This window comes from Helicobacter cetorum (genome assembly GCF_900198405.1).
In the GTDB taxonomy this organism is placed as follows: domain Bacteria; phylum Campylobacterota; class Campylobacteria; order Campylobacterales; family Helicobacteraceae; genus Helicobacter; species Helicobacter cetorum_C.
This window is the reverse complement of sequence record NZ_FZMR01000002.1, coordinates 18847-45547: the sequence shown is the minus strand read 5'-3', so window position 1 is coordinate 45547 and position 26701 is coordinate 18847. Positions and strand designations below refer to the sequence as shown.

General features: G+C 35.0%; 27 protein-coding genes. 15 read left to right on the top strand and 12 right to left on the bottom strand.

Going from position 1 to position 26701, the window contains the following annotated elements:
• Window positions 1-2: 2 nt before the first annotated feature.
• Both truD and recR read right to left on the bottom strand, forming a co-directional pair.
• On the bottom strand, window positions 3-1133 hold the full coding sequence (truD, locus tag C6H25_RS00745; RefSeq protein WP_104747584.1) for a tRNA pseudouridine(13) synthase TruD: 1131 nt from the start codon (window positions 1131-1133) through the stop codon (window positions 3-5).
• Entirely contained in the window at window positions 1130-1711 is a 582-nt protein-coding gene (gene recR / locus C6H25_RS00740; protein WP_104747583.1) for a recombination mediator RecR, read from the bottom strand. Before recR ends, truD begins: the two co-directional genes overlap by 4 nt.
• Before the next feature lie 73 nt (window positions 1712-1784).
• Here recR and dapB point away from each other — a divergent pair, with 73 nt between their 5' ends.
• Window positions 1785-2549 carry a 4-hydroxy-tetrahydrodipicolinate reductase gene (gene dapB, locus C6H25_RS00735; protein ID WP_104747582.1) on the top strand — a complete coding sequence of 255 codons (765 nt, stop codon included), beginning with the start codon at window positions 1785-1787 and terminating at the stop codon, window positions 2547-2549.
• A gap of 838 nt (window positions 2550-3387) precedes the next feature.
• Here dapB and thiC read toward each other — a convergent pair.
• Window positions 3388-4719, bottom strand: a complete 1332-nt coding sequence (gene thiC, locus C6H25_RS00730; RefSeq protein ID WP_104747581.1) for a phosphomethylpyrimidine synthase ThiC — start codon at window positions 4717-4719, stop codon at window positions 3388-3390.
• 18 nt (window positions 4720-4737) lie between these two features.
• Entirely contained in the window at window positions 4738-6177 is a 1440-nt protein-coding gene (gene glnA / locus C6H25_RS00725) for a type I glutamate--ammonia ligase (protein WP_104747580.1), read from the bottom strand.
• 264 nt (window positions 6178-6441) lie between these two features.
• On the opposite strand from glnA, the gene C6H25_RS00720 reads away from it, so the two are divergent.
• On the top strand, window positions 6442-8151 hold the full coding sequence (locus tag C6H25_RS00720) for a methyl-accepting chemotaxis protein (protein WP_158653841.1): 1710 nt from the start codon (window positions 6442-6444) through the stop codon (window positions 8149-8151).
• 52 nt (window positions 8152-8203) lie between these two features.
• Here C6H25_RS00720 and kdsB read toward each other — a convergent pair whose 3' ends face one another.
• Entirely contained in the window at window positions 8204-8926 is a 723-nt protein-coding gene (gene kdsB, locus C6H25_RS00715; protein WP_104747578.1) for a 3-deoxy-manno-octulosonate cytidylyltransferase, read from the bottom strand.
• A 121-nt stretch (window positions 8927-9047) separates the two neighbouring features.
• Between kdsB and C6H25_RS00710 the strand changes: the two genes are divergently transcribed.
• The 8 genes from C6H25_RS00710 to C6H25_RS00675 all read left to right on the top strand — a co-directional run bounded on the left by C6H25_RS00710 (window position 9048) and on the right by C6H25_RS00675 (window position 14861).
• Entirely contained in the window at window positions 9048-9845 is a 798-nt protein-coding gene (locus C6H25_RS00710; RefSeq protein WP_104747577.1) for a disulfide isomerase, read from the top strand.
• The gene (locus C6H25_RS00705) at window positions 9842-10492 is read left to right on the top strand and encodes a UPF0323 family lipoprotein (RefSeq protein ID WP_104747576.1); all 651 of its coding nucleotides are present in this window, start codon (window positions 9842-9844) and stop codon (window positions 10490-10492) included. The genes C6H25_RS00710 and C6H25_RS00705 overlap by 4 nt, the downstream gene beginning before the upstream one ends.
• 64 nt (window positions 10493-10556) lie before the next feature.
• On the top strand, window positions 10557-11729 hold the full coding sequence (locus C6H25_RS00700) for a glutathionylspermidine synthase family protein (protein WP_104747575.1): 1173 nt from the start codon (window positions 10557-10559) through the stop codon (window positions 11727-11729).
• Complete coding sequence (locus C6H25_RS00695) at window positions 11729-12247, top strand: hypothetical protein (protein ID WP_104747574.1); 519 nt, start codon at window positions 11729-11731, stop codon at window positions 12245-12247. The genes C6H25_RS00700 and C6H25_RS00695 overlap by 1 nt, the downstream gene beginning before the upstream one ends.
• A gap of 107 nt (window positions 12248-12354) precedes the next feature.
• The gene (gene lpoB / locus C6H25_RS00690) at window positions 12355-12984 is read left to right on the top strand and encodes a penicillin-binding protein activator LpoB (protein ID WP_104747573.1); all 630 of its coding nucleotides are present in this window, start codon (window positions 12355-12357) and stop codon (window positions 12982-12984) included.
• Between the two features lie 21 nt (window positions 12985-13005).
• Entirely contained in the window at window positions 13006-13530 is a 525-nt protein-coding gene (locus tag C6H25_RS00685; protein WP_104747572.1) for an LPP20 family lipoprotein, read from the top strand.
• Window positions 13531-13560: 30 nt separating this feature from the next.
• Complete coding sequence (locus C6H25_RS00680; protein WP_104747571.1) at window positions 13561-13902, top strand: hypothetical protein; 342 nt, start codon at window positions 13561-13563, stop codon at window positions 13900-13902.
• A gap of 2 nt (window positions 13903-13904) precedes the next feature.
• Window positions 13905-14861 (top strand): LPP20 family lipoprotein, encoded by a 957-nt coding sequence (locus tag C6H25_RS00675; RefSeq protein ID WP_104747570.1) that lies wholly within the window; start codon window positions 13905-13907, stop codon window positions 14859-14861.
• Window positions 14862-14916: 55 nt separating this feature from the next.
• Here the strand turns inward: C6H25_RS00675 and C6H25_RS00670 are convergent, their stop codons facing one another.
• From C6H25_RS00670 to C6H25_RS00645, 6 genes are all read right to left on the bottom strand, one after another.
• Window positions 14917-15726 (bottom strand): flagellar hook-basal body protein, encoded by an 810-nt coding sequence (locus tag C6H25_RS00670; RefSeq protein ID WP_104747569.1) that lies wholly within the window; start codon window positions 15724-15726, stop codon window positions 14917-14919.
• A gap of 15 nt (window positions 15727-15741) precedes the next feature.
• Window positions 15742-16101, bottom strand: a complete 360-nt coding sequence (locus tag C6H25_RS00665) for a type II toxin-antitoxin system PemK/MazF family toxin (RefSeq protein ID WP_104747568.1) — start codon at window positions 16099-16101, stop codon at window positions 15742-15744.
• A 64-nt stretch (window positions 16102-16165) separates the two neighbouring features.
• On the bottom strand, window positions 16166-18412 hold the full coding sequence (locus C6H25_RS00660; protein ID WP_104747567.1) for an endonuclease MutS2: 2247 nt from the start codon (window positions 18410-18412) through the stop codon (window positions 16166-16168).
• 5 nt (window positions 18413-18417) lie between these two features.
• Window positions 18418-18780 (bottom strand): hypothetical protein, encoded by a 363-nt coding sequence (locus tag C6H25_RS00655; protein ID WP_104747566.1) that lies wholly within the window; start codon window positions 18778-18780, stop codon window positions 18418-18420.
• The gene (murC, locus tag C6H25_RS00650) at window positions 18780-20129 is read right to left on the bottom strand and encodes a UDP-N-acetylmuramate--L-alanine ligase (protein ID WP_104747565.1); all 1350 of its coding nucleotides are present in this window, start codon (window positions 20127-20129) and stop codon (window positions 18780-18782) included. The genes C6H25_RS00655 and murC overlap by 1 nt, the downstream gene beginning before the upstream one ends.
• Window positions 20122-21249 (bottom strand): succinyldiaminopimelate transaminase, encoded by a 1128-nt coding sequence (locus C6H25_RS00645; protein WP_104747564.1) that lies wholly within the window; start codon window positions 21247-21249, stop codon window positions 20122-20124. The genes murC and C6H25_RS00645 overlap by 8 nt, the downstream gene beginning before the upstream one ends.
• A 170-nt stretch (window positions 21250-21419) precedes the next feature.
• Here C6H25_RS00645 and C6H25_RS00640 point away from each other — a divergent pair, with 170 nt between their 5' ends.
• The 4 genes from C6H25_RS00640 to C6H25_RS00625 are packed head-to-tail and all read left to right on the top strand — an operon-like array spanning window position 21420 to window position 25554.
• Entirely contained in the window at window positions 21420-22163 is a 744-nt protein-coding gene (locus tag C6H25_RS00640) for an HpaA family protein (protein WP_104747563.1), read from the top strand.
• Between the two features lie 20 nt (window positions 22164-22183).
• A complete protein-coding gene (gene ispG, locus C6H25_RS00635) occupies window positions 22184-23260 on the top strand; it encodes a flavodoxin-dependent (E)-4-hydroxy-3-methylbut-2-enyl-diphosphate synthase (RefSeq protein WP_104747562.1) in 1077 nt (358 codons plus the stop codon).
• 9 nt (window positions 23261-23269) lie between these two features.
• Entirely contained in the window at window positions 23270-24475 is a 1206-nt protein-coding gene (locus C6H25_RS00630) for a 2,3,4,5-tetrahydropyridine-2,6-carboxylate N-succinyltransferase (protein ID WP_104747561.1), read from the top strand.
• Window positions 24476-24486: 11 nt separating this feature from the next.
• Window positions 24487-25554, top strand: a complete 1068-nt coding sequence (locus tag C6H25_RS00625; RefSeq protein ID WP_104747560.1) for a tetratricopeptide repeat protein — start codon at window positions 24487-24489, stop codon at window positions 25552-25554.
• A gap of 4 nt (window positions 25555-25558) precedes the next feature.
• Here C6H25_RS00625 and C6H25_RS00620 read toward each other — a convergent pair whose 3' ends face one another.
• Window positions 25559-26176 (bottom strand): M48 family metallopeptidase, encoded by a 618-nt coding sequence (locus C6H25_RS00620; protein ID WP_104747559.1) that lies wholly within the window; start codon window positions 26174-26176, stop codon window positions 25559-25561.
• Window positions 26177-26249: 73 nt separating this feature from the next.
• Here C6H25_RS00620 and rplI point away from each other — a divergent pair, with 73 nt between their 5' ends.
• Complete coding sequence (rplI, locus tag C6H25_RS00615; RefSeq protein WP_199768903.1) at window positions 26250-26699, top strand: 50S ribosomal protein L9; 450 nt, start codon at window positions 26250-26252, stop codon at window positions 26697-26699.
• Window positions 26700-26701 lie beyond the last annotated feature (2 nt).

Genomic DNA, 26701 nt, shown 5'->3' with positions numbered 1-26701 from the left:
GATTATTCCTCCTTTTCGTGTTTGATTTCTTTAAGCAACGTGCTTGCATAACTCCCCTTAGGCAAGTAAAATTCTAGCTCAAATTGTGCTTTTTCTTTCACATATTTAGAAGTCAAATTTTCTACAAACACCCAAAAAAACCGCCTAGAACCTAGCGTTTTAGCATGATTATTTAAAACTTCGTGTTGAAATTCTTTTTCAATTTCTAGGCTCAAATTTTTTGCATAAAGAGCTTTTTTGCCATCTAATAAACCGGTAGGCACAACTTTTTGACTAAAAAATCTCTCGCTTTCTTTTTCTAAGTCTAAAACATCAAAAAATTTCCCATAAGGGTAATGGCACATCACATCGCCTTCTAAGATTTTAAAGGGGTGGGCTTGTTGTTTAAGGGCTTTTAGAGCGTTTGAATGGATATTTAAATGCTTTTGTTTAAAAAACTCTAAACTCTCTTTCAAACTAAAATCACTAATCATTTTACTTAACTCTAATCGTTTGCTTAAATGTGAGTTAAACAAATAACTTTGATAGCTTGAGATTAAAAAAGCGTTTAATTTCTTATTTTTGAAATGCCTTTCATTTTGCAAGATTTTTAAACCTTCTTTGTGGTTGTCATTAAACTTCCCAAAGCGTTGCGAGCCAAAATAATTAGGCATGCCAAACTCGGCGATTTTTTCTAAGACAAGCTCGGTTTTTTGAGCGTTTAAGGGGGTCATTTTTTTAAAACGCATAAAAAATTTATTCCCTTTCAAATGCCCTAATTTGATTTTATTATGATGATAAGTTAGAGATAGGATTTTAATGTTTCTTGCTTGTAAGTTACTCGCATTATTCTCTAGCAGGGGGGCGTATTTTTTAGGGAGTGAGATAAATTGTGTGGTTAGTGCGTTTTTATCTTTCAAGCCTGCATAACCCATTTCTCTAACTTTTATGCCTAAAATTTCAGAAAAAATTTGAAGCATTTCCAAAGTGCTTAAGCCACTTTTTCTTACTTGAATAATGGCATGTTCGCCTGTGTTGCTAAACTCATATAAAGGCACTTCATGCACACAAAAATCTCTCGCACTAGAATTGAAAACAAAATCAATACTCGCATGATTATAAGCATGCAAAAGGGGCATAAAATTTAAATTCATGCTTTTATCCTTGCATTAAACGCTCTTGAAAGTGAGACTAAATCAATGTTTTCAAAATTCACTCCAGTAGGCACGCCTTGAGCGATTTTAGTAAAAGTGAGATGAAAATTTTGCAATTTGTCCTCTATATAGAGCATTAAAGAATCATTAGCTAGAGTGGGGGGAAAAGCAAAGATGATTTCTTTAATATTTTCTTCAACTAGGCGTTTTTCTAGGGCGTTAAAATTCAAATCTTCTATGGAATTTAGCACATAGTAGCGTCCTAAAAAGTCCTTTAAATCTTCTAAAATAAACACATCTCTTGGGTGTAAAACCATGCAAAGCTGAGAGTTAAGCCTATTCTCATCAGAACAAATCTCACAAATCTCACTCTCACTCAAGGCATTACAAGATGAACAAGTTTTAAGATTTTCTAGGGCGTTTTCTAAAGCGTGAGTGAGTTTTAGTGCCAAATAGGGGTTCTCTAAACCTAAATGATACGCCATTTTAAAAGCAGATTTTTTACCCACACTTGGGATTTTTTCTAAACAATCCACTAAATTTAAAAAATGATTCAAGCTATTTTTATAAGTATTCATGTTTGTATTATACTAATATTTTAAATTAGTGCTTTAAAGCGTGATACAATAAAACAAAAATTTAAGGAATGACATGAAAATCGGTGTTTATGGAGCTAATGGGCGTATAGGAAAATTGCTTTTAGAAGAATTAAAACATGGCTATAAGGGGCTTGTTTTAGCAAGTGTGTTTGTAAGAAATAAATGCGAAGTAGATTTTAGTAATTTTTCACACGCCCCCTTAGTAACCAATGATTTAAAGGTGTTTGTAAAAGCGTGTGAATGCGTGATTGATTTTTCTTTGCCAAAAGGGACTAGTAGCTTATTAGATACTCTTTTAGAATATCCAAAGATTCTAGTTTCTGGCACAACCGGATTAGAAGAAAAAACGCTAGAAAAAATGCAAAACCTTTCTTTAAAAACTCCTATTTTACACGCTCATAACATGTCTTTAGGTATTGCAATATTAAATCAATTAGCTTTTTTAGCGTCTTTAAAATTAAAAGATGCAGATATTGAAATAGTAGAAACGCATCATAATCTTAAAAAAGACGCACCAAGCGGCACGGCACTAAGCTTGTATCAAACTTGCGCTAAGGCTAGAGGCTATGATGAAAAAAAGGCTCTAATAACTCATAGAGAAGATTTACGCTCTAAAGAAAGTATTGGCGTGGTTGCGCTAAGGGGGGGTGATGTAGCTGGCAAACATACGATAGGCTTTTATTTACAAGGCGAATATATAGAACTCACTCATACAGCTACAAATCGCTCTATCTTCGCTAAGGGGGCTTTGGAAGTGGCTCTATGGCTTAAAGATAAAAAAGCTAAAAAATACGAGATTAAAGAGATGTTTGAGTAGTTAGGATATGCATGACAGAAAAAGCTTTATGTTGGAAGTTTTTGGTTAATTCAGTATTGAATAGTATTGGTTCTAAGAATGTGTTGTTTGCGAGAAAATAAAGAGATTTTTTCTAATTTATTGTTTTTATAGATTAGGGCAAATATTAACTATTCAAGATTTTTTAAACAATAGCGTTAATCTTTATGAAAAAACTGAGAACAGAAAAAGATAGGATTCTATTATCCTAAAATATATATTTGTAATTCTATAATTAAAAAAAATAATATTAAGGAATGATTATTTGTTACAAAAAGTATTTTTAATCCCTACTTGTAGCGATGGGGAGTTTCTTTTACATTTTGATTACATTATTGGTAGTTCTTCTCTATGTTGGAGACATTAGAAATTTTGATGAGATTTGCTTAGAAAAAGATAAAGTTATAAAATCTTTTCATTTTTAAAAAGGTTGTTTTGATAGATATGCTCTATTTGTGTTGCGATACACTATTAATTTTTTATCTGCATAAAAACTTATGTGCAAGTTCATCTCATAGAGAAATTACAACAATAGAAACCAAATTTATTCAGATTTTATCAATTTTTTTGGAAAACAAGATGATTTTAAAATATATGTTTATCAAGGTCTCAATTATATAGAATTTATTATAAAATACTTTAAATTATTAAATTGTAAAATTTTTATTGCAAACAACAAAAAATTGCTCTTAGTAGTATATAAAGATGGCAAAGAGTTACAAGAGTTTGTGCAAGACCTAAAGGATAGGTAAAATCACTTTTATTTTGCGGTTTATGGGTGTGGTGCGTAGCGATTGTATTGGAACGCACCATTTAAAAATTACCCCGCTTGATAGTTTTTGAAAATGTCTTGGCTGACTTTGTAGCTACAAAATTTAGGGCCACACATAGAGCAAAATTCTGCCCCTTTAAAGACTTCTTCTGGCAGTGCCTCATCGTGGTATTCTCTGGCTCTTTCTGGGTCTAGGGCTAGTTCAAATTGTTTGTTCCATTCAAACGCATACCTTGCATCACTCATTAAATCATCTCGCACTCTTGCACCCACTCTTCCTCGTGCTATATCAGCGGCATGTGCAGCGATTTTATAAGCAATAATGCCCTCTCTCACATCTTTAGCATTGGGTAAGCCTAAATGCTCTTTAGGGGTTACATAGCAAAGCATGGCTACGCCTTTATAAGCCGCTAAACATGCACCAATAGCACTTGCAATATGGTCATACCCTGCAGCAATATCAGTAACCAAAGGCCCTAAAACATAAAAAGGAGCATCGTTGCAATACTCTCTTTGCAATCTTACATTTCTTTCAATTTGATTTAAAGGCACATGTCCTGGCCCTTCAATCATCACTTGCACATCTTTTTCATACGCTCTTTTGGCAAGTTCGCCTAAGACTTTTAATTCTGCAAATTGGGCTGTATCACTTGCATCAGCCAAGCAACCCGGACGCAAGGAATCGCCCAAACTTAAACTTACATCATATTCCCTACAAATAGCTAGAATATCATCAAAAGCGCTGTAGAAAGGGTTTTCTTTATGATAGTGCATCATCCAAGATGCCATTAAGCTCCCTCCACGACTTACAATTCCCATTTTTCGCTTGCTTACATAGGGCATATGCTCTAGTAAAAATCCGCAATGGATAGTAAAATAGCTCACACCTTGCTTGGCTTGCTTTTCTAAAGTTTTTAGCATGGTAGGAATATCAAGTTTCGTTACATCATTGTTTACATCATGTAAGATTTGATACATCGGCACGGTTCCAATAGGCACGCTAGAATGAGCGATAATAGCTTTTCTAATCTCATCTAAATCGCCCCCCGTAGATAAATCCATAACCGTATCTGCACCATATTTAATAGAAATGTTTAATTTTTCTACTTCTTCATCAATGCTATGAATAATGGCTGAACTTCCAATATTAGCATTAATCTTAGTGCGTAGGGCTATGCCTATACCCATAGGGTTTAAGTTGGTATGATTGATATTAGCTGGGACAATCAAACGCCCTTTAGCGATTTCTTTTCTAACAACTTCTGCCTCAATGTTTTCAATATTGGCGATATATGCCATTTCTTCAGTAATCACCCCATTTTTAGCGTAGTAGAGCTGAGTTTGTGGGTTTTTTCTGTTTTTTAAATATTCTGTTCGCATTCTTTTAACTCCTTAAATTTAGCATGAATAAGTGGTAATAAATTCAAAAGGATGGGGCTTACTTTCCCATGGAAACACTTCAGTAGTGAATTTAAAGCGTTGATAAGCTTGAATAAACTCTTCGCTAAAAACTTGCCCTTCTTTTAAATATTGTTTGTTGGCCAACATTTCTTCTAACGCACTTCTTAAAGTGTGGGGCATTTGCTTAATGTCTTTTTCTCTAATTTCATCTAAAGTGAGTTTAAAAAGGTTAATATCCATTGCTTTACCCGGCTCAACCTTATTTTTAATGCCATCAACGCCTGCCATTAAAATGGCTGAAAAAGCTAGATAAGGGTTTGAGGAGCTATCTGGAAATCTAAACTCTAATCTTGCACTTTTATTTGAAATGCCATAAGGAATACGCACGCTCGCACTCCTATTATTAGCTGAATAGGTCAAAATAGAGGGTGCTTCAAACCCCGGAATTAAGCGCTTATAAGAATTAGTTGAGGCGTTTGTAAAAGCGGCTAACCCTCTAGCATGGCGTAAAACTCCGCCTAAGAAATGCAAAGCAAATTCGCTCAAGCCTTTATAAGTCTCGCCACTAAAAAGATTTTCGTTATCTTTCCAAACGCTCACATGCGTATGCATGCCACTTCCGCTATCGCCATAAAGGGGCTTTGGCATAAAAGTAGCGGTTTTTCCATTGAGATGAGCGACCATTTTAACCACATATTTGAGTTTTTGCACATTATCAGCCGCCTCTACTAAATTGCCAAATTTCACGCCTACTTCGCCTTGACCTTGAGCAACTTCATGGTGGACTACAAAGGTTTCTAAGCCGACTTGATTTAAGACTTTGACAATCTCAGTGCGAATATCCATCATAGAATCCATAGGAGGCACAGGTAAATAGCCCCCTTGCTTGCCCGGTCTATGACCATAATTCACGCCTCCCTCAAAGCTTTTATCCCTATTCCAATCGCCCTCTTCGCTATCTACTTCATAATACTGACAATTTGAGGCATCTTTCATTTTAATGGAATCAAAGATAAAAAATTCATTCTCCGCACCAAAATACGCCACATCGCCTAAACCTAAATCCTTTAAATGCTGTAAGGCTTTTTTGGCGATACTTCTAGGGCATTTTTCATAGGGCTGGTTTTTATACACATCATAAATATCACAAAAGACCACTACGCTCACATCAGCACTAAAAGGGTCAATAAAATAACGCACCAAATCAGGGATTAGGAGCATATCTGATTGCTCTATACTCTGCCATGCCTTAAATGAGCTTGCATCAAAAGGGATTCCCTCTTTGAGCATGCCATCATTTAAGGCACTGAAAGAATAAGTCATGTGATTCCAAGTGCCTTTAATGTCGGTGAAACGAAAATCTACAAATTCTACTTCGTTATCTTTACAAAAATTCCAAAATTCTTGAATACTGCTTTCATTATTACAAACTTTCATAATTAGTGCCTTTTAACTAAATAGTAGCGATTATATCATAGACTTGAAATATAACCTACTATTTAAACCAAATGTCAAATACAAACTTTTAAATAGTTGAGTTTAATTTATTCTATTTTTTAGTATTAAGTTTTTAAATATTTTTAAATGTTAAACAAAGTAAATATTTGGTTAGTAAAAATAGTATTAAGTAATGCTATAATCAACAGAGCTTTAGGGTATTTTATATCCTTTAAAAATCTTAATTTAGAGGAGAATTTAATAATGTCTTCCAACTTAGATTCTAAGTCAACTAAAAGTATTGGCACTCAATTATTATTCGTATTAATTGCATTAGCTATACTGATTATTTTTGTTGTATTTTTTCTCTATCGTTACAACCAAAACATGCTTTTAAGTGCCTTGAATAATCAGTCTTCAGTAAGAACAGATAATAATGCCAGAGGGTTTTTAAAATCTGGTGCAGATTTAATCTTGCTAAACATTAAGCAAATTTATGACTCTAACCTTAGTCTTAAAGAAAATCGTGAACATATCATTGAGAGTGCTGCAAGTATTAATGAACTTAAAGGACAAATTTACTTAGTTATTGCCGATACCAATGGCGTGGTGCTTTTTGATTCTAGTGTACCTGAGAGCGTTGGAAAAAATTATAGCAATGTGGCTAGCGTAGATGGTGTATATTATGTGCGTGAATATTTAGAGAATGCCAAAAAAGGTGGTGGCTATGTAAAATATTCTAAAGCCAAGCTTGCTGGCACTAAGCCTCAGCCCAAAATTGCCTACGCTTTTTTAGAAAAAAACACACAAATGGTCATAGCTGTTACAGCCTATTATTCAGATTTAGATAAAAATTATGCAACCAATAAAGCCCAAGTGCAAGAATTGATGAATAAAACAACTATTAGTTTTCTAACAGAGATTATTTCGTTGTTGGTTTTGGTTTTTGGAGTAGCACTTTTTGTTGTATATGCAGGGGTTGTAAAACGTGCTAGTATTATGGTGAAAAATGTAAATAATTTGAGTGAGGGCGATAGGGATTTATCTTTAAAATTACAAGAAAGTGCTAGGAATGATGAGCTTAATCAAATGGCAGTAGGGATTAACACTTTTATTGAGCGTATCCGCACCTTTATGATAGGGGCTAAGGAAAATTCTTTATCTAATCTCAATTCGTCAAATCAATTGAATAAAAGTGCTCATTTAGCTGAAGAAGGCATTGCTGAAACGAGTCATAGACTTCAGGGATTGGTTGCATTTTTTGAACAGACTAACGAAAAGCTTAAAGCACTGGCCAATAACTCAGGGCAAAATATTTCTGATTTAGAGTCAAGTAAGGTTTCTACACAAAATTCTCAAAAATCTTTAGGTAATTTGGCGAATCAAGTGGAAAAATCTGCTCAAACAGAGAGAGACTTAGGCTCAAAAATTGAGATACTTAATCAGAGCACACAAAATGTCAAATCGGTATTAGATATCATTGATAATATTGCAAAACAAACTAATCTTTTAGCCTTGAACGCCGCTATTGAAGCTGCAAGAGCTGGTGAACATGGAAGAGGTTTTGCAGTGGTAGCTGATGAAGTGCGTAAATTAGCTGAAAATACACAAAAATCTTTGAATGAAATTTCCACGACTATTCAAATGCTTACTCAAGAGATTGCAGATATCAATTCCGTAATGAATGCCAATGTAGAAACTATGGAAAAATTATCATTACTTTCTAATGATACTATGAATCAATTTGATGAAGTGGTTACTACTTTAGAAAATGTAGTTGGTGTCATTAGCGATGGGATTCAGGGGCAAATAAGTATTACAAAAGAGATTGCTAATGCAACTAAGAATGTGGAGAGTATTTCTAATATTGCTAAAGAAAATGCTAGTCATTTAGATGAGATTGTAAAGGTTGCTGAAAGTTTACATAAGAATACAGCACTATTAGATAGCAAGATTAAAGAATACCGCACCTAGTTTCACCAAGATTGATTAAAGTGCCTCCAAATAATCACTTGGGGGCATAAGTTTATTGAGTTTTGTTTTTAAAAGTCTCAAGAGCATTCTGTAAATCTTCTTTAGTGTCAATGCCGATACTATCGCTTTTGACCACTTCAACTTGAATGCTTTTTTGATAATATAAAGCCCTTAATTGCTCTAGTTTTTCTATTTCTTCTAACGCACAAGGCTTGAGAGAGCATAATTCTTCTAAGACTTCTTGGCTAGAAAACCCATAAATGCCAATATGTCCTAAAAGGGGTGTTTGGTATTTAGTGTTATCACGCAAATAAGGGATTATGGAGCGTGAAAAATACAGAGCGTTATGTTGGTTATCCAAGATGACTTTTACTAAATTGGGGTTACTCGCTTCTGTTTCATCAATCACTTTTGCACAAGTTGCCATAAAAGGAGTGTGTTGAGTGGTTTTTAGCAAAGCTAAAATAACTTCTTTTTCTAAAAAGGGTTCATCGCCTTGTAGATTTAAAATGATTTCATCTTTTTTTAACCCTAAAGTTTGAGCTGCTTCAAAACAGCGTTCGGTGCCGCTATTATGGCACTTAGAAGTAAGCACCGCTTTAATGTGAAATTGGTTACACACTTCTAAAATGCTCTCATCATCGCAAGCGACTATACAATCATCTACTAAACTCGCATTTTTAGCACACCTAACTATCATGGGTAATCCAAAAATATCTGCTAGAACCTTATTTTCAAAACGACTAGACTTTAATCTAGCGGGAATGATAATCATCTTTGAACCTTTAAAATATGGGCTTTTTATGGTATTATACTCACATTTTTAACTTGTCATTTCTAAGATTTTTGAAGAATTGACTATATTTTAGTTTTACAGATTAAGGAGTTTGTTCATAATGGTATTAAGAACTATCATATTAAGTGCATTACTTGCAGTGGGAGTTAGTGCAGCTCCAAAGTTTAGCCCTCAAGAAAAACAAATGCAAATCAATTTGAAAAAGGTTGTTGAAAAGCAGACCGGTAAAAAAATCAGCGTTTTAGAGCTGAAGTCATTGAAATCTACGAGTGAATTTAAAATTGCTGTTGTAGAAGACCCAGATACTAAGTATCATATCCCTCTTTTAGTGAGTAAAGATGGTAATTTAGTGGTAGGGCTTAGTAATTTGTTTTTTAGCAGTAAAGATTCTGATGTGCAAATGGTTAATGAGCTAAACCAAAAAATCCAATCTTTTAATGTGGCTCAGCAAAATAGCGGTAAATTAAATGCCATATTTGAAGAAATTCCTAGTGATTATGTTGTGGAATTGCCAGCTAATGATGTGAAAAATAGGGATAAAATCCTTTATATTGTCTCAGACCCTATGTGTCCACATTGTCAAAAAGAGCTTACTAAGCTTAGAGACCATCTAAAAGAAAATACTATAAGAATGGTTATAGTAGGGTGGCTTGGAGCTAATTCAGCTAAAAAAGCGGCTATCATTCAAGAGGAGATGACTCAAGCAAAAGCTAGGGGAGCGAGCGTTGAGGATAAAATCGCTATTATTGAAAAAGTGTATTCTACTCAATATGATATTAACGCTCAAAAAGAGCCAGCAGAGATGCGCACTAAAGTCGAGACCATAACCAAAAAAATCTTTGAATCTGGAACTATTAAATATGTGCCTTTCTTGTATGAATATAAGGCTAAAAAATGAAAAAACCTTATAGAAAAATCTCTGACTATGCGATTATTGGAGGGTTGAGTGCGTTGGTTATGGTTGGCATTGTAGGGTGTAAGGGCAATGCTGATGATAAGCAACAGCAAACTAAAAATCTTACCGAGAGCGTTAAAAAAGGGGCGTTTGTTATTTTGGAAGAGCAACCAGATAAATCTTATAAGGTTGCTGAGGAATATCCAAGTGCTAAGACGCATATTGTGGTGCGTGATTTGCAAGGCAATGAAAAAGTATTGAGCGATGAAGAAGTTCAAAAGCTTATCAAAGAAGAAGAGGCTAAGATTGATAATGGCACTAGCAAGCTTACTCAGCCTAATAATGGGGGCGAGAGTGGAGGGCTTGGTTTAGGGAGTGCGATTTTGGGGAGTGCTGCTGGGGCGATTTTAGGAAGCTATATCGGCAACAAGCTTTTTAATAACCCTAATTACCAGCAAAACGCTCAGCGCAACTACAAGTCCCCACAAGCCTACCAACGCTCGCACAATTCTTTTTCTAGGGGAGCAAGCACGCCTAACGCTTCAAGTGCTAGTGGTGTGAGCAAAGGAAAAAGCGGTTTTTTTGGCTCTAGCAGACCATCAAACTCCTTTGGGACAACCACAAATTCAAGAGGCAGTTTTGGGGCATAGGCTTTCTTGATTGGTGTTTTGGGCGTTAAGCTTGAAGTTTTAATTTTAAATTTAGGAGTGTGTTATGCAAGTAATTTCTTTAAACCCTTTAGATAATGAGACCTTAGAAGAAATCGGTCTAGAATGGCATACTGATAGCGATAACTCAGCCTATATCGCTGATGAAATGGTGGTTGTCTCTCAAAAAGAAGCTGATGCCTATTATGAAGCTTGTAATGAGCTTTATGACATGTTTGTAGAAACCGCTGAAGATGTCATAGAAAACGAGCGGTTTTTTGAGCTAGATATTCCTAACGCACTCATTCCTATGATTAAACAAAGTTTTGAAGAAGAAGTGCATTGGCATATTTATGGGCGTTTTGATTTAGCGGGGGGGCTAGATGGAAAGCAAATTAAATTATTAGAGTTTAACGCTGACACCCCGACCATGCTCTATGAGACAGCCGTGATTCAATGGGCGTTACTCAAAGCAAATGGCTATGATGAAAACGCACAATTTAACAATCTCTATGAAGCCATTGGCGAGAATTTTAAACGCATGGTTACTTTGGGCGATGATGTGAGCCGTTTTGATGAGATGTATGAGGGGTGGAAAATCCTTTTTTCAAGTGTGAAAGGCAATGTTGAAGAAGAACGCACCATGCGGTTTTTACAAGACATCGCTCAAAGCGTAGGGTTTGAAACGGATTTTTCTTACATTGATGAAGTGGAGTTTAATGCAGAAGAGGGCGTGTTTAAAAATGGCATGAATTATGAATTTTTATTCAAGCTTCTACCTTGGGAGAATATTGCCATTGATGAGCCAGAATTAGCCCTTTTGATGCAAAGCATGATGGAAAATAAAAACACGATTTTTCTAAACCCTGCTTATACTATCCTTTTTCAATCTAAGCGTTTTTTAAAGCTTTTATGGGACAGATACCCAAACCACCCCTTATTGTTAGAAACGAGCTATGAACCTTTGCGAAATAAAAAGCAAATCAAAAAGGTGGCTTTTGGTAGAGAAGGAGCAAATAGTGAAATCTTTGATTCTTCTATGCAATCACTCTTCAAAACAGAAGGGGTTTATGCAAACCATAAGCCTATCTATCAAGAGTTTTATGAGCTAAATTCGCATGATGGTGTGTATTACCAGCCTAATGTGTTTTTTGCCTATGAAGCTTGTGCGTTAGGGTTTAGAAAAGGGGGCTTAGTGCTAGATAATTTTTCTAAATTTGTGAGCCACATGTTAAAATAATGCGTTCATTCCACACTTATGCAACGACTTTTTTCTTCCCCTTAGTGTTGCTCTTTGCTCTCACAGGGTTTTTGATGCTCTTTGGAGTGCGGCAAAACACTAATGCCAATATTCAAGAATGGACTTTAAATAAAGAGCTTAAGAGTGAAGAACGCCTAGAGTTTTTGCTCCAATTTTTGAAAGAAAACCAACTAGCCTTACCCAAAAGAATAGAGCCTAGAGACTATAGGGGGACGTTAGTCATTGGCACCCCTTTATATGAAATCAGCCTTGAGATTAAAGGCACTCAAGCTAAAATCAAAACCATTGAAAGGGGTTTTTTAGGGGCGTTAGTCATGTTACACAAGGCTAAAGTGGGCATTGTATTTAAAGTGCTTTTAGGGGTTTTTTGTGTGTTCTTGCTCTTATTTTATTTGAGTGCTTTTTTAATGGTGGCTTTTAAGAATACTAAGAGCATGTTTTTAAGTGCGTTAGTGGGGAGTGCTGTAGTAGCTCTAACACTTTCTTTGTCGCTATAAAAAGAGTGATTGGAAAATAATTTTTTTGAAATGTTACTCTAAAATATCCATTTTATACTAGAATAAGCTTGAAATAACCATTTAGCTAAATTTTAAGGAAGATAGAATTGATAAGATTTGAAGTCAAGGCTTTAATGTTAGCAAGTGCTTTAGTTTGGGTAGGTTGTTCAGCAACGGCAACTTATGTGAGCCAAAACGATAAAAAGACCAAACGCTATGTAACAGGTGGTTTGGATTTTGAAGATGTTCAAGATTCGGCTAAGAGAGCGGTTGATTCTATGCTAGCAGATGAAAGCGTTAAGGCTCTTATGGCTAAGGGGAAGAAGATTGTTGCGGTTTCTGATGTGCTTAATGACACTACAGAACATTTTGATGTGCAACAACTTACCAATTTAGTGTTGCAAGATTTAAAAAGAGGTTCTAATAATCGTTTTTATATTACTCGCTCTATTTCAGGCACAGGTGGAATGACTGATGGCTTGATAGAAAAATCACGAGCCTTAAGAAATAATGCGGATTTTGACCAAGATACTACGATTGATAAGGGGCATTTGAAAGCCCCCGATTTATCTTTAATGGGTAAGGTTACTCAAAGAAACGCACGCATTTCAGCTACCAAGCAGAAGGTTGTTTTTGTATTTTCGCTAGAATTAGTGGATTTAAAGAGTGGCTTGCAAGTATGGGGCGACACCTTTGATATTGCTAAGATTACAAGCAATAAGAATGTTTCATTTTAATTTTAATTAAGGAGTTTAGTCATGAAAATGAGTTCAAAGTGGTTTTTAGGTTTGAGTATTACAGCTATTTTAGCGATTGTGGGTTGTTCTGGTGCTCCTAAATCTGGCATTAGCAAGAGTAATCAAGAATACAGACAAGCTATTAAGGGTGCTCCTGATTGGGTTTATGGTGATTTAAATAAAATTGCTAAAACCCAAGGCAAAGAGTATTCAGGCGTATTTTTGGGTAGAGCGGAAGAAAAAATTATTGATGGTAATGTAGAGTTTGCTACTGATACAGCCAAAACTAAAGCAAAAGCTGATTTAGCTGAAAATTTAAAATCTCAGCTTAAAAAAGAACTAAAAGAAGATATTAGTGCTAGTGAGTCGCATTTATCCCAATCTAAGACTAGGCATATTGAGCAAGTGGTAGATAAGGAGCTGGTTGCTACTAAAATGTTAGCTAGGTATGTAGGTAAGGATAGAGTGTTTGTATTAGTGGGCTTGGATAGAGAGGTTATGCAAAAAGTTCGTGATGAGCTTGGCATGAATAAAAAGAAAAAGTAATTGAGGGGTATCATTCACTAAGGATAACTCATGCGTGCATATTTTTTGGTTTGCTTGTTTTTATTGGCATTTTTGCATGCTGAGAGTTTGCCAAAGTGGGCGAAAGAGTGTGTTGTGGTTGCTAAAAAAGATAGGGTTTTGGCTTGTGGGGAGGGTATGATTATGAGCGGTAATATAGACTACGCGCTAGATTTGGCTAAAACTAACGCTACAGATAAAATCCTTTCTTTTTTACATGACAATGTTTCTAACGCTACAATGGAAGTTAATGCTAAGAGTGTGAAAACAAGCTATATTGGTGCTAAAAAAGTGTATGTATTGCTTGAGATTAAAAAGAGTCTTATAAAAAATGTGAAAGACAAAGGAGAGTAGTCTTGAAAAAAGCCGTTTCAATGTTGAGTAAGGTTTGTGCCACTTGCTTGTTGGGAGCTGTGCTTTCAAGCACTTTGCAAGCCAAAGAGCATAATAAAGCTCCTAAGTGGTATATACACTACAAGCAAGATAGTGCCTATTTTTATGGTAATGGTGCAAGCAAAGATAGAGAGGTCTCTAAACAAAAGGCTTTAAATGATTTGGCAAGCTCTATTTTGGTGCATGTGAAGTCTAAAACCACGCTTGCAACTAAGCTTGAAAATAACCACATTACTACTAATAACACACAAAAGATTGAATTAGGCACAGATTCCTTGTTGCTCTCTAATGTTGAGGTGGTGCGTCAAGGCAATAGAGATGGCTTATATTACACCATTCTTAAGCTTAACAAACAGAAATTTTTAAATGATTTAGAAAGACGCTATTTGGCATTAAAGATGCAATTAAACCCTCTTTTGCCAGAGCGTTGTCAAGGAGTCTTTTTAAAAGAATCTCGTAAAATGCAAGAAATCTTTGACAAATTAGAACCAATGCAAAGTATTTTGAGTGCTTTTGATAAGCCTGTTGGCACATTGGAACGCTACAAGAAAATTTATTTAGATAATACTCCTAAGCCCAAGGTGCGATTGATTTTTGATAGTGGGGTTGATGAAGAAATCAAAGAGGCTGTTTATGGTTCTTATATGCGCTTAATGCAAGAGGGGCAAGAACCTAATCTCTATAGCCTCAGAACAACAATTTATACTCAAGATGGAGGGAGCTATATTGGAGTGAGTTTTGTAGTAAAAGATTGCCAAAATAGGGTTATTCTCACTAAAGAGTTGCATGCAGAGCAAGATAATAGGGGCGATGCGATAGAAAATATTAAGGCACAAGTTTTTAAGGCACTGCGAGACTACAGAAATTCTGATGGGCAAGGCAATAGCGATGTGAGCGACAAGGATAGCATAGGCTTTTAAATTTTTAGGTGGTTTAAAGAATACCTTTGACTAAAAATGCAAAGATAAGAAACAATCACGCTCTAGTAGCGAGTTTATTGATTGCTTCTGCGTTCATGTCATCTTGGTGGGTTTTAAGCACTTTAGAATACATATCCAACATGCGATTGATTTCAATAAGGGCTGTCATCTCTTGCACTGCATTCACATTACTTTTCTCTAGCATAAATTGTCTTAGGGCGTTAGAGTTAGGTACATTATTAATCCCCTTGCTTTCATAGGTATAGAGATTTTGTCCCATTTTTTTAAGCATCTTAGGTTCGCTAAAACTCACTAAAGCTAGGGAACCCGCTTGAATTAGTTCGTTATTATCTCTAAAATTAATGTTACCATTTTTATCTACTTCAATTTGTGCGTTAGGCATCATCATAATGCCCCCACCCTCATTTAATCCAGAGCGCGAAAGCACCTTAAAACCATTTTGAGTAACTAAAAATCCCTCTTTATCAATACTAAAGCTCCCATTTCTTGTGTAGGCAACGCCTTGTGGAGTCTGCACGGCAAAATATAAATTAGGGCTTGTGAGAGCAAAGTCTAAAGAATTATCTGTTTGTTGCAAAGCCCCTAAGCTCTTATCGGTATAGATTTCTGATAGAATTGGCACACGATTAAGATTGCGATTGAGGTATTGTGCTGCCTCTTTGGTCTGGTCTTCTAGGGGAAGTTGGTCTCTATGCTCTTGATAGAGCCTTAAAAAATCCCCCGTAATGCTATCATCTCTTTTAAAGCCGTTGGTATTGAGATTGGCCAAATTGTTAGAGACTAAATCTAGGCGGTTAAATTGGGTAACCATACCTCCTGTGGTAGCATAATATCCATTTTGCATGTTGATTCCCTTTGTTTAAGTTTTTATGATTTCTTGATGAAAAATTTTCATAATTTCTTTTAAATCATCTTGTGTAACACAACCTTTGTATTTAAGGCAACGCTCTATTGCAAGAGTTCTTATTTGTGTAATATTGACATGCCCTTCTACCCCATCAATACTAATGGGGTAAGTAAAATCCCTCTCAGTCTTATGAATAGAAGTGCTTAAGAAAAATCCTACTAAAGTTTTGGATTTTTGATTGTATTTAGTGTTAGAGATAATCAAAAAGGGGCGATTGTCTCTTTGCTCATGCCCTATACAATTCTTTTCGCCTAAGCTAACCATCCAGATACTACCTTGTCTTTTAGGAATTTTATCTGCTATCGCATTCATTTATCAATTCTACTTACTAAGACAAATTAAAACCATATTTTACCATTTACTAAAGCATTAATCACTACAACTTAACAATTTTAACCCCACTACCGCCTAAATTGATAGGGGCATCGCTAAAGCTACTGACCTTAGGGTGTTTTTTTAAAAATTCTTTCACAAACTTTTCTAAAATCCCACTTCCTTTACCATGGCAAATTAGCACTTCTTCAAAGCCCCCTAAAAGAGCGTTGTTTAAAAAGGCGTCTAGTAAATCCAAAGCCTCTTCAGTGCGTTGTCCCCTTAAATCAATGCTTAAATTCGCCTCTTTAGGCTTAGGAATAATCGCTGGGGTTGGTTTAATCTTGTTTTGCTTAATCTTATTTTGGGGTTTTTGAATTTTTTTCAATAAACTTCCATGCACTTTCAAACGCATGCCAAGCTCTGTTTCTATGGAGTAATAGCCCTTATCTAGCGTTTGAAGAATGAGCACGCTTTCATTTTTATAGCGTGCTTTTTGGTGCACTTGAAAACTTGTTATAGTTTTTTCTCTTTCAGAACTAATTTTATGCTGGTTTAAAATCTCGTTAGCTTTTTGGATTTCTTTATGCATGGAGCTGGTATTTTTTAAAGCAACTTCACTTTTTAATAAATTTAAGGCTTGTTGATAGGATTTTTCTAATTCAAGTTTTTTCTTTTGAAACATTTCTTTTTGTTTTTCAACTTCTAGAAGCCATGCGTTTTTCAAATTTTCTTGCTCTTTTAAGGCGTTCTCTAAGCTCTCATTTTTTTGTTTCAGCTCTCTTTCTAACGCGCTTGAATTTTCAATCAAAACATTTAATCTTTCTTTATCTTCGCCATAAAATGCCTTAGCTTCTTTAATTAAAAAGTGTGGCACACCATAGCGAAGAGCCGTTTCAAACGCATAGCTTTTGCCTATAACACCTTTCAAAAAGGTGTAAGTGGGGCGTTCTTTTTCTTCATCATAAAGAGCGGCTAGTAATTCCACTTCTTTATTTTCTGCCATTAAAACGCTTAGGCGTTTGTGGTGTGTGGTAATAATGATTTTATTGTTTTGTTTGAGCAACTTTTCTAACAAGGTTTTATACAAACTGCTTGCTTCATCAGCATCGGTTCCTAGCTCAATTTCATCAATGCCTAAGAGCATGTTCTCTTTGGATAAAAGAGTGCTAAATTGCTTCATTCTACCAGCAAAAGTAGAGATATTGTTCGCACTATTTTGGGGGTCATTAATAATGGCGTGAATTTCTTTAAAATAAGGGATAACAGACTTGTTAGCATTAATTTTCATAGGAATGAGATATTTACTTAAAAAAGCTGCGCTTAAAAGCGATTTTAAAAGCATGGTTTTTCCACCAGCATTCACACCTGTTACTGCGAGCATTGATTTTTCAAACTTCAAGTTTAGGGGCTTTGGCTCTTTTAGAATGGGGTGTGAAAAGTTTTCTAAAATCATTTTTTTTTGCGTAAAACTTGGCATGACAAATTCTAAATTATATTCTTTAGCAAAATTTAGCCGAGCTTGTAAGCTATCTAAAAAGTCAAATTCTTTGAAAATGAATTTTAAAAATAAAAGGTGTTTTTGTAGGCTATTACTTAAAGTTTGACAAATTTCAGCGATACAACTTTCTATTTCGTTATGAACTTGCGTGATTTTTTGCGTGATTTTTTGAGCGTTTTCAGGCAAGAGATAAAAATAACCATTGCTACTTCTTTCTAGCACAACGCCTTTAATCGCACTAGAAAACCCACTCTTTAATAAAAGGCACTCATAGCCATGCTTAAGGTGGCTTTGCGTATCCACTAAATAAGGGGCAAGCTCTTTAGAATGGGCGTAATTTTGAATGATTTTTGCACTCTCTTTTTTAAGGCGATTTAAGCTCTCATTTAAAGCATCTAGCGTGGCATTAGCCCCTTTTTTAATCGCTCCTTCATCATCAAGCATGTGCATTAAATCATCAAAAAAAGTGGGTAAAATAATAGCGTTAAGGCGTTCATAAAATTTTAAATGCGTGAAATTTTTAAAAGTGTTTTTTAGAATGACAATGTAGCGTAATCTTTTGACAATCTCATCAATTTCATCTAAATGAAGCACACCAAATTTTTGGAGTTTTACAAAAATAAGTTCGCTCTCTCTCACACTTTTTGGGGTAGGTAAGCCAATCGTATCCACTTCATTTAAATAAGTGAAAGCTTGTTTCAAATCATTTTCTAAAATAATACTACTTTCTTTTGCAAAAAAAGTTTTGAAAAGAGCGATAAACTCTTTTAAATCCAGATTTTCTTCTAAGGGTTTTTGTGGCGTATTCATTGTTATTAGGGTTGTATCAAGGGGTCATCATTTAACACATGGCAAAAATCTAAATCCACAAAAACATCTTTCATGGGGGTTTGTTTTTTACCTAAAAAGCTCAAAGTCCCACTCACCAAATTAAAGGTTTGATTACTCACTTTAATGTCTTTACATAGCAAGGTTTCTCCCCTTAAAAATGCTCTTTGTAAGGCGATTTCTCGCCTATTTTGTTTGTTTTGCTTGTAAGTATAAACACCTATACTTACACCTATAATGCCTACGATTAAAAAAGCTAAAATTTTTTGTTTAGGGCTAATTAAACCAAAATCCTTTAAAACTAAGAATAACAAAAACAGCGTTAATAATAAAACAACAGCCACACCCATTACATTTCACCCCTTAATTGATAGGTAATATCCCCCGCTCCAAAGCCTATAACAAAGCCCTTTTTGATAGTTTCTAGTACCTCATCATTGACTAAAAGCTCTAAAAAATCCCCATTTTTACGCACTCTATCTATAAAAGTAGGGTTATAATGCTTAAAATGCTCTTTTAAATCAATTTCTTTTTTAGTTTCGCTCGCACTATAAACGGGTAAAATAATCAATCTATCGCAATGTTCTAAAAAACATTTTTTAAACTCTTCTAAATTATCCATTAAGCGAGAGTATTTGTGGGCTTGCCAAATGACTATAATTTTTTCCTGTGTGTTTAACAAATTCGCATAGATTGAAGCGCTCTTTAAAGTCGCACTTATTTCTGTAGGGTGGTGGGCGTAATCATCAATGAGAATTAATGCACCTTTTTGCAGAATATCAAAGCGTTTTTTAATGCCTTTGAAGTTTAATAGATTACTTCTAATTTCTTCTAAATTTAATTCATCTAATGCACTTAAAATCGCTAAACTCGCATTAGTAGCGTTATGTTCGCCTAGTCCCCATACAAGAAAAGTCCCCAAGTTTTTTAACTCAAATGAAGTGTAAGGCTCATCATCTTTTAAAATATACTGAATGTTTTTAATGTCTTTTTTTTCTAAAACTATGGCGTTTTTAGAATAGTTTTTTAAAAAGGGGTCTTCTTTGTAGATTACTCTTTTTTTGGCGTGGTCTAAAAAATATTGATAAGCGAAGAAAAAACGCTCTAAATCGTGGTTATAATGCTCTAAATGTTCTGGCTCGGTATTTGGCACAATCGCACAATAGGGGTTAGAAAACAAGAAGCTTGAATCGCTTTCATCAGCTTCAAAAACCAAGCTATTATTCGCACTCTCTCGCACATTAGAACCAAACTCTTTAGAATGCGCTCCAATAATCGCCCCAAAAGTCGGGCAAATTGCACTAAGCATGGCAGTGATACTACTCTTGCCATGAGCTCCACACACGCTAAAAACTCGCTTGTCTTTAAGGATAGAATATAAAGCGTCTTTACGAGATAAAATAGGGATTTCTAATTCTTTAGCTCTTTGTATTTCTATATTGTCTTCTTTAATAATGGCTGAATGAATCACAACATCTTGTTCTTTTAAGGCATTTTGATTATGCGGGATATTAATCTCTACCCCTAAGGCTCTTAAAGACTTTACGCTGGGGCTACTAGCAATATCAGAGCCACTAATTTTTGCTCCTTGAGCCTTAAGATATTTGGCTAAACCTGAAATGCCAATGCCCCCTATGCCGATAAAATGGATTTTACAATTTTGTAGGTTTTTTAATAAAACTTTTGGGGTTTCAAGCATGATTTTCTCTATAAGTTTCTATAATTTCTAAAGGCTTTTCTAAAAGGGGGGTGTCATAGACAAGGGCTAAACGCACATAATTTATGCCAATATGATTACGCCCTAAATACAAGGCTGGTAAGGTTGTAATGCCTTCGTTTTGATAAAGCATTTTGGCAAAACTTTCGCCATTTTTAACCGGCAAATACACATAAAAGCTATTAGGATAAATGAGTGTGTCTTTAAAAATTTTTCGTGCTAGTTTGAGATTGTTTGCATAAATATTGCGGAAAAATTTTGCATGTTCTTCATCTAGCCAAGCGGCTTCACTAGCCTTTTGGATTGCATTAGCGCTTGTATAACCTAAATAAGTGCGAAAAGCTTTGTATTTTTCCAAAATATGGTTATCTCCTGCAATAAAGCCACTTCTAAGACCCGGAGCACTAGAGCGTTTAGAGAGTGAATGGACAACCAAAACATTTTTAAACTCTTTATTATCAGCAAGAATAGAAGCTTCTAAAAGCGAAGGGGGGGGCGAATATTCATAGATTTCACTATAACATTCATCATTAATTAAAATAAAATCATATTTTAAGGCGAGTTTGACCCAAACGACTAATTCTTCTAAAGAAAGGGTTCTTCCGGTTGGGTTATTAGGGGAATTTAAAATGACTAGATTGACTTCTTCTAACTCTTTTTCATTCAAACTTGGAGTAAAATTATTTTCTTTAGTTAAGGGCATTAAAATGCTTTTTGCTTTAACAAATTTACTTGCCCCTTCATAGATTTGATAAAAGGGGTTAGGATAAGCTATGGTAGGGTTTTTATGATTGAATAAAACAAAACTTGGAAAATTAAAAAGCACTTCCCTAGAACCTAGCGTAGAGACTAATTCGTTTTCTTTTAACTCTATATTAAAACGGCGTTTGAAAAAACTTCTTTGAGCCATTCTCAAGCTCTCTTCAAACGCGCTTTTAGGGTAGATATTAAGCGAATTTGTGTGTTCTTTTAGAGTGTCTTGAATGAATTTAGGCGTCTCAAATCGTGGCTCACCTATGCCTAAATCTAGCCCTTTTTTTAAAGGCGTAATATCTTTAAACAAGGCTCTTAATTTCTCAAAAGGATAAGGTTCAAAATTCATAATGATTTCAATTCCGTATTAGATTAGCTTAATATAAGGCGTGATTATAGAATAATATTGCTTAATCATAATAAAAAATAATTAGTTTGAACAAACAATAAAACGATTTTAGATAGAATGACTTCTTAATTTTTAATTTTATAGACTTGTGCGTAAAAAGGATTTTTTGAGTGTTGTTTAAAATCAAAATGGGATTATTGCTTGGGGTTATTATGCTGTGTTTTAGTGGTTGCTTTAGCCATCAAGGCATGTTTGCCCCTCCTAATCTAAATTTTAATTACGCTTTTCAAAATAAAAAACTCTCTCTGCTTAATCCTACACAAAGCGTTATAATCGCTCCTATTGATTTTAATTTTGTAGATTCTAAAATCAATCCTTATTATTCTAAAAAATACGCTCTAGCCTTAAAAGAGGGGCTTCAAAACATTTTAAAAAATCAAGGCTATGAAGTCTTAAAAAAGCCTCATAGAAATCTTAAAAACCTATTTTTAAAATTAAAGCCATTAAAACAAATCCCACTTTTTAAGCTCAAAACTCAAGCGTATCTCAAGCTAGATTTTAAAGAAGTGGGGTTTGAAGAGCAAGAAAAAAACAATCTCAAAAGATTTGTTTTATTGGCTAAAGGAGCTGTGCGTTTAGAATTTTATAATCGCAATGAGGAGAGATTAGGGTTTTTAATTGTGCCTATAGAAACTAAAGAGCTTATGCTAGAACATGATGATAGTATTGAAACTTACCCTTATGTTAGAGCGAAAGAAAATATGGATAATAACGCTAATTTCAAGCAAGCATTGAGCCAAATTTATCATTTTACAATGCAACGCTTAGAGGCAGAATTAAGCCAACAAGTCCTTAAATCTATTCTTAAGCCAACAGACAGCAGAGAAAAATCAACTGCCTTTGGGTATAATTGATATTTAAAAAGGGAAGTTTAATGCTAGAAAACAGAGTTAAAACTAAGCAAATTTTTATTGGTAATGTTGCTATAGGGGGTGATGCCCAAATAAGTGTGCAAAGCATGACCTTTAGCAAAACCGCTGATATCAAAAGCACTAAAAATCAAATTGATAGGCTCAAACTCGCTGGGGCTGATTTAGTAAGAGTGGCGGTGAGTAATGAAAAGGACGCTCTAGCTTTAAAAGAATTAAAAAAAGTGTCTTCTTTGCCCTTAATTGCAGATATTCATTTCCATTATAAATTCGCTTTGATTGCAAGTGAAAGCGTAGATGCCATTAGAATTAATCCCGGAAACATCGGCTCTAAAGACAAAATTAAAGCGGTGGTTAATGCTTGTAAAGAAAAAAATATTCCTATAAGAATTGGCGTGAATGCTGGAAGTTTAGAAAAGCAATTTGACCAAAAATATGGGGCGACTCCAAAAGGCATGGTAGAAAGCGCTTTGTATAACGCAAAGCTTTTAGAAGATTTTGATTTTACTAATTTTAAGATTTCTTTAAAAGCGAGTGATGTTGAACGCACCATGCAAGCTTATAGAATGCTACGCCCATTAGTGAATTATCCTTTTCATTTAGGCGTTACAGAAGCAGGCAATCTCTTTAGCTCAAGCATAAAATCTGCCATGGCTTTGGGGGGGCTTTTAATGGAAGGCATCGGCGATACCATGCGAGTGTCTATCACAGGTGAGTTAGAAAATGAAATCAAAGTGGCTAGAGCGATTTTACGCCATAGTGGGCGTTTGAAAGAAGGGATTAATCTAATATCTTGTCCTACTTGTGGGAGGATTGAAGCGAATTTAGTGGAGATGGCAAGCAAGGTAGAAAAACGCCTAAGCCATATTAAAACCCCTTTAGATATTAGCGTGATGGGCTGTGTGGTGAATGCCTTAGGCGAGGCTAAACATGCAGATATGGCGATTGCATTTGGAAATCGCAGTGGTTTGATTATTAAAGAAGGTAAAGTCATTCATAAATTAGCTGAAAAGGATTTGTTTGAAACTTTTGTAATAGAAGTGGAAAATTTAGCTAAAGAAAGAGAAAAAAGCTTAAATTAAAGGAAAAACATGACTAATAAATTCAAAAATTTTGTAAGCAACTACCAGCAATCTAATAGTTATAAAGAGCCTTTAGGCTTTGGCATTGCTAGAGTAGAAATTGCGCCTATTTCAAAAAAGATTTTATGTGCGACTTATCCGATACTCAATTGGAAAAATGAAAATCTAGGCTCTTATGCGGTGTTTTGCAATTCATTTTCTAAAGAAAGAGTAATTAAAGAGAGTGCGAGTGAATGCGTAGTAGAGATAGATGAGAGTTTTGTTTTAAAAGCACTAGAATTTTATACGCCTTTTTTGAATGAAGCGTATTCTAGTAAGACAACTCATAAAAATATTCAAGTTATCTTAGAACTTCAAAAAGCCTTAGAAGAAAATCGTTTGAAAAATAGTAATGGCGAATACCTTTATCATTTAGTGATTTTATATGAAGATAAGCCTTGTGAGAGTGTAGAAAGTGCGTATATGAAACTTTTAGCTTTATCTTTGGGTAAAGCCCCTTTAAGAAGTTTGAATTTAGATGGTATTTTTAAAGAGCTTTCTAATGTGGCTTGGAGTGGTAACAAGCCTTATGAGTTAGAATGGCTTAGAGAGAATGAAATAGCCCTAAAAATGCGAAATAGTTTTCCTAGCATTGATTTTGTGGATAAGTTTCCACGCTATTTAATGCAAGTAATTCCTGAGTTTGACAATATCCGCTTACTAGATAGCTCTAAAACTCGCTTTGGAGCGTATTTAGGAACAGGTGGTTATACCCAAATGCCCGGAGCTAGTTATGTGAATTTCAATGCAGGTGCGATGGGAGTGTGTATGAATGAAGGGCGTATCTCTTCATCAGTAGTTGTTGGCGAAGGCACTGATATTGGTGGGGGAGCGAGTATCTTAGGCGTTTTAAGCGGGGGAAATAACAATCCCATTAGTATTGGAAAAAATTGTTTGCTAGGGGCTAATAGCGTTACAGGCATTAGTTTAGGCGATGGCTGTATTATTGATGCAGGCATTGCTATCTTAGCTGGAAGTGTCATAGAAATTGAAGAAAATGAGTTTAAAAAGCTCATTGAAGTGAATAGTAATTTAGAAAAACATGCTAACAATCTTTATAAAGGCAAAGAGCTTTCAGGAAAAAATGGCGTGCATTTTCGCTTGAATAGTCAAAATGGTAAGCTCATTGCTTTTAGAAGTGTGAAAAAAATTGAGTTGAATCAAAATCTACACTAAGGATTGAAAGAATGCTAAAAAAAAGTTTATTACTACTTATTTTTTTAGTCTTACAGCTTGGTAGTGCTGAAGAAACCCCTAACGCTCAAACTCCCAAAAATACTCCCCCTGAGCTTAACTCCGCTAACACTAAAGGTGTGCCAAACCCTAACGCTCAAATCAATCCTAAAGAAAATAATAACTCTAATTTATTAGACCAACTAGGTTCGCCTGAAAACGCTGAAACTAAGCTTTCAGCTGGTATTGATTTAGCCAAAAAGGGCGATTATGAAGGGGCTTTTAGACTTTTTTCTCAATCGTGCGATAATGGTAATGCTGCAGGGTGTTTTGCAGTAGGAGCAATGTATTCAAATGGAGTAGGGATTCAAACTAATAAGCTCAAAGCTGCTCGCTATTATGAAATGGGCTGTAGTGGGGGTGATGCAACCGCTTGTGCGAACTTGGCTCAAATGTATGAAAATAAAAAAAATGCTAGTCTGAGCGATAAAGAAAACGCTTTGCAACTTTATGCGGTAGCTTGTCAGGGGGGGGATATGCTTGCATGCAATAATTTAGGATGGATGTTCGCTAATGGGAGTGGGGTTCAAAAAGATTATTACAAAGCAATGGGTTATTATAAATTTTCATGCGAAAATGGGAATGATATGGGGTGCTATAACTTAGGCCTAATGTCTAATGTGAATAATATCTATGGCGTAGATAAGGCACAGCTTAGTCAAGTGGATTTGAATTACTTAGCTTGTAATGCGGGGGATATGATGGGGTGTGCGAATCTAGGCTGGATTTATGCTAATGGAGCTTTAGGGGCCCCTGTAAATAACCACTATGCGGCTAAGTATTTTCAAATCGCATGCGATGGGGGGATTTTGGGGAGTTGCAATAATTTAGGCGTATTATATCAAAAGGGCTTAGGCGTGCCACAAGATGACCAAAGAGCTTTAGATTTATTCTCCTATGCATGTGATAATGGTTTTGAGTCAAGTTGTCGTAATTATGGGAATTTTAAGGAGCGTTTGCTACGCATAAATCCTAATTATGGGCGTTTGTTTATGCCCCCTAGCTATTATAATACCCCTTAATTTTTTAAGTTAAATTTTCTAAGAGTTTAGAGTAAAAAACAATATTTTGTTTTAATTTTTCTCTTAAAGTTTTATAATTGGGACAAAAAGTTTCTACGCAACGCCAAAAATCTTTAGAGTGGTTTTTGTGGATGGTGTGAGCGAGTTCATGAACGATTACATAATTAATTTCTTCTTTTTTGGCACAAATCAATAATAGGGCAAAACTCAAGCGGTTGTTATAAGAGCAACTTCCTAAAACCTTAGTGTTATTTCTAATGCTAAAACTTGCATAAGAAGTTTGCATTTTTTGAGCGATTAGGGGGAGTTCTTGTTCCAAATAAGTTCTTAGGGTTTTTTTAAGCTCTGTTAGGGTACAATCGTTTGCATTTTTTATTTCATCAAATACAAGAATTTTATCTCTATACTTTTCTAAGCGATTGTGTAGGACTAGATGTTTTTCTTGCATAGATAAAAGAGTTTTTTTAAGCCAAATTTCTTGTTCTTGTAAAAAAGCGTTAGCTCTAGCTTGAGAGCAAGAATAAGGCATTTTTAGAATGACTTCTAAGGTAGGCGTTACACTTAAACTAAGAGTTCTAATTTTCTTGCTTTTTTGAATAGTAATAGGAATATCGCTTAACATGATAGAAGTATTTTACTAAAGTTTATGTTAGAATTGCAAGATTAAAGATTTTATATCCTAAAAAGGGGTAGTGATGAAAGTTCTATTACTAGAAGATGTGAAAAATTTAGGTAAAGCTGGTGAGGTGTGTGAGGTCAAAGATGGTTATGGAAATAACTTTTTAATCGCTAATAAAAAAGCCAAATTAGCCACTAACGAAGTGATTAATAAATATAAAGCTGAAGTTAAGAAGAAAGCTGAGTTAGAAGCCTTAGAAAAAGCACAAAAATTACAAATGGTAGAAACTTTACAAACTATCACGCTTGTGATGAGTAAAAAAGTTGGTGCGAATGGTTCATTATTTGGAGCGATTACCAAAGAAGAAATTATAGAGCATTTGAAAAAAAAGCATGCGAGTTTAAATTTAGATAAAAAAGATATTGAGCTTAAACACCCTATTAAAAGCACCGGAGTTTATGAAATTGAAGTCAAACTTGGGGCTGGGATTGTAGGCACATTTAAAATTGATGTAGTGGCTGAGTAGAA

Excerpts from the sequence above, each read along its gene's own strand:
- C6H25_RS00645 (WP_104747564.1), bottom strand. The coding sequence starts at position 21,249 with ATGAATTTTGAACCTTATCCTTTTGAGAAATTAAGAGCCTTGTTTAAA.
- C6H25_RS00625 (WP_104747560.1), top strand. The coding sequence starts at position 24,487 with ATGCTAAAAAAAAGTTTATTACTACTTATTTTTTTAGTCTTACAGCTT.
- C6H25_RS00700 (WP_104747575.1), top strand. The coding sequence starts at position 10,557 with ATGCAAGTAATTTCTTTAAACCCTTTAGATAATGAGACCTTAGAAGAA.
- dapB (WP_104747582.1), top strand. The coding sequence starts at position 1,785 with ATGAAAATCGGTGTTTATGGAGCTAATGGGCGTATAGGAAAATTGCTT.
- C6H25_RS00705 (WP_104747576.1), top strand. The coding sequence starts at position 9,842 with ATGAAAAAACCTTATAGAAAAATCTCTGACTATGCGATTATTGGAGGG.
- C6H25_RS00655 (WP_104747566.1), bottom strand. The coding sequence starts at position 18,780 with ATGGGTGTGGCTGTTGTTTTATTATTAACGCTGTTTTTGTTATTCTTA.
- C6H25_RS00630 (WP_104747561.1), top strand. The coding sequence starts at position 23,270 with ATGACTAATAAATTCAAAAATTTTGTAAGCAACTACCAGCAATCTAAT.
- C6H25_RS00680 (WP_104747571.1), top strand. The coding sequence starts at position 13,561 with ATGCGTGCATATTTTTTGGTTTGCTTGTTTTTATTGGCATTTTTGCAT.
- ispG (WP_104747562.1), top strand. The coding sequence starts at position 22,184 with ATGCTAGAAAACAGAGTTAAAACTAAGCAAATTTTTATTGGTAATGTT.
- thiC (WP_104747581.1), bottom strand. The coding sequence starts at position 4,719 with ATGCGAACAGAATATTTAAAAAACAGAAAAAACCCACAAACTCAGCTC.
- C6H25_RS00670 (WP_104747569.1), bottom strand. The coding sequence starts at position 15,726 with ATGCAAAATGGATATTATGCTACCACAGGAGGTATGGTTACCCAATTT.
- C6H25_RS00665 (WP_104747568.1), bottom strand. The coding sequence starts at position 16,101 with ATGAATGCGATAGCAGATAAAATTCCTAAAAGACAAGGTAGTATCTGG.
- C6H25_RS00660 (WP_104747567.1), bottom strand. The coding sequence starts at position 18,412 with ATGAATACGCCACAAAAACCCTTAGAAGAAAATCTGGATTTAAAAGAG.
- C6H25_RS00720 (WP_158653841.1), top strand. The coding sequence starts at position 6,442 with ATGTCTTCCAACTTAGATTCTAAGTCAACTAAAAGTATTGGCACTCAA.
- C6H25_RS00620 (WP_104747559.1), bottom strand. The coding sequence starts at position 26,176 with ATGTTAAGCGATATTCCTATTACTATTCAAAAAAGCAAGAAAATTAGA.
- C6H25_RS00695 (WP_104747574.1), top strand. The coding sequence starts at position 11,729 with ATGCGTTCATTCCACACTTATGCAACGACTTTTTTCTTCCCCTTAGTG.
- rplI (WP_199768903.1), top strand. The coding sequence starts at position 26,250 with ATGAAAGTTCTATTACTAGAAGATGTGAAAAATTTAGGTAAAGCTGGT.
- murC (WP_104747565.1), bottom strand. The coding sequence starts at position 20,129 with ATGCTTGAAACCCCAAAAGTTTTATTAAAAAACCTACAAAATTGTAAA.
- kdsB (WP_104747578.1), bottom strand. The coding sequence starts at position 8,926 with ATGATTATCATTCCCGCTAGATTAAAGTCTAGTCGTTTTGAAAATAAG.
- C6H25_RS00685 (WP_104747572.1), top strand. The coding sequence starts at position 13,006 with ATGAAAATGAGTTCAAAGTGGTTTTTAGGTTTGAGTATTACAGCTATT.
- C6H25_RS00710 (WP_104747577.1), top strand. The coding sequence starts at position 9,048 with ATGGTATTAAGAACTATCATATTAAGTGCATTACTTGCAGTGGGAGTT.
- glnA (WP_104747580.1), bottom strand. The coding sequence starts at position 6,177 with ATGAAAGTTTGTAATAATGAAAGCAGTATTCAAGAATTTTGGAATTTT.
- recR (WP_104747583.1), bottom strand. The coding sequence starts at position 1,711 with ATGAATACTTATAAAAATAGCTTGAATCATTTTTTAAATTTAGTGGAT.
- truD (WP_104747584.1), bottom strand. The coding sequence starts at position 1,133 with ATGAATTTAAATTTTATGCCCCTTTTGCATGCTTATAATCATGCGAGT.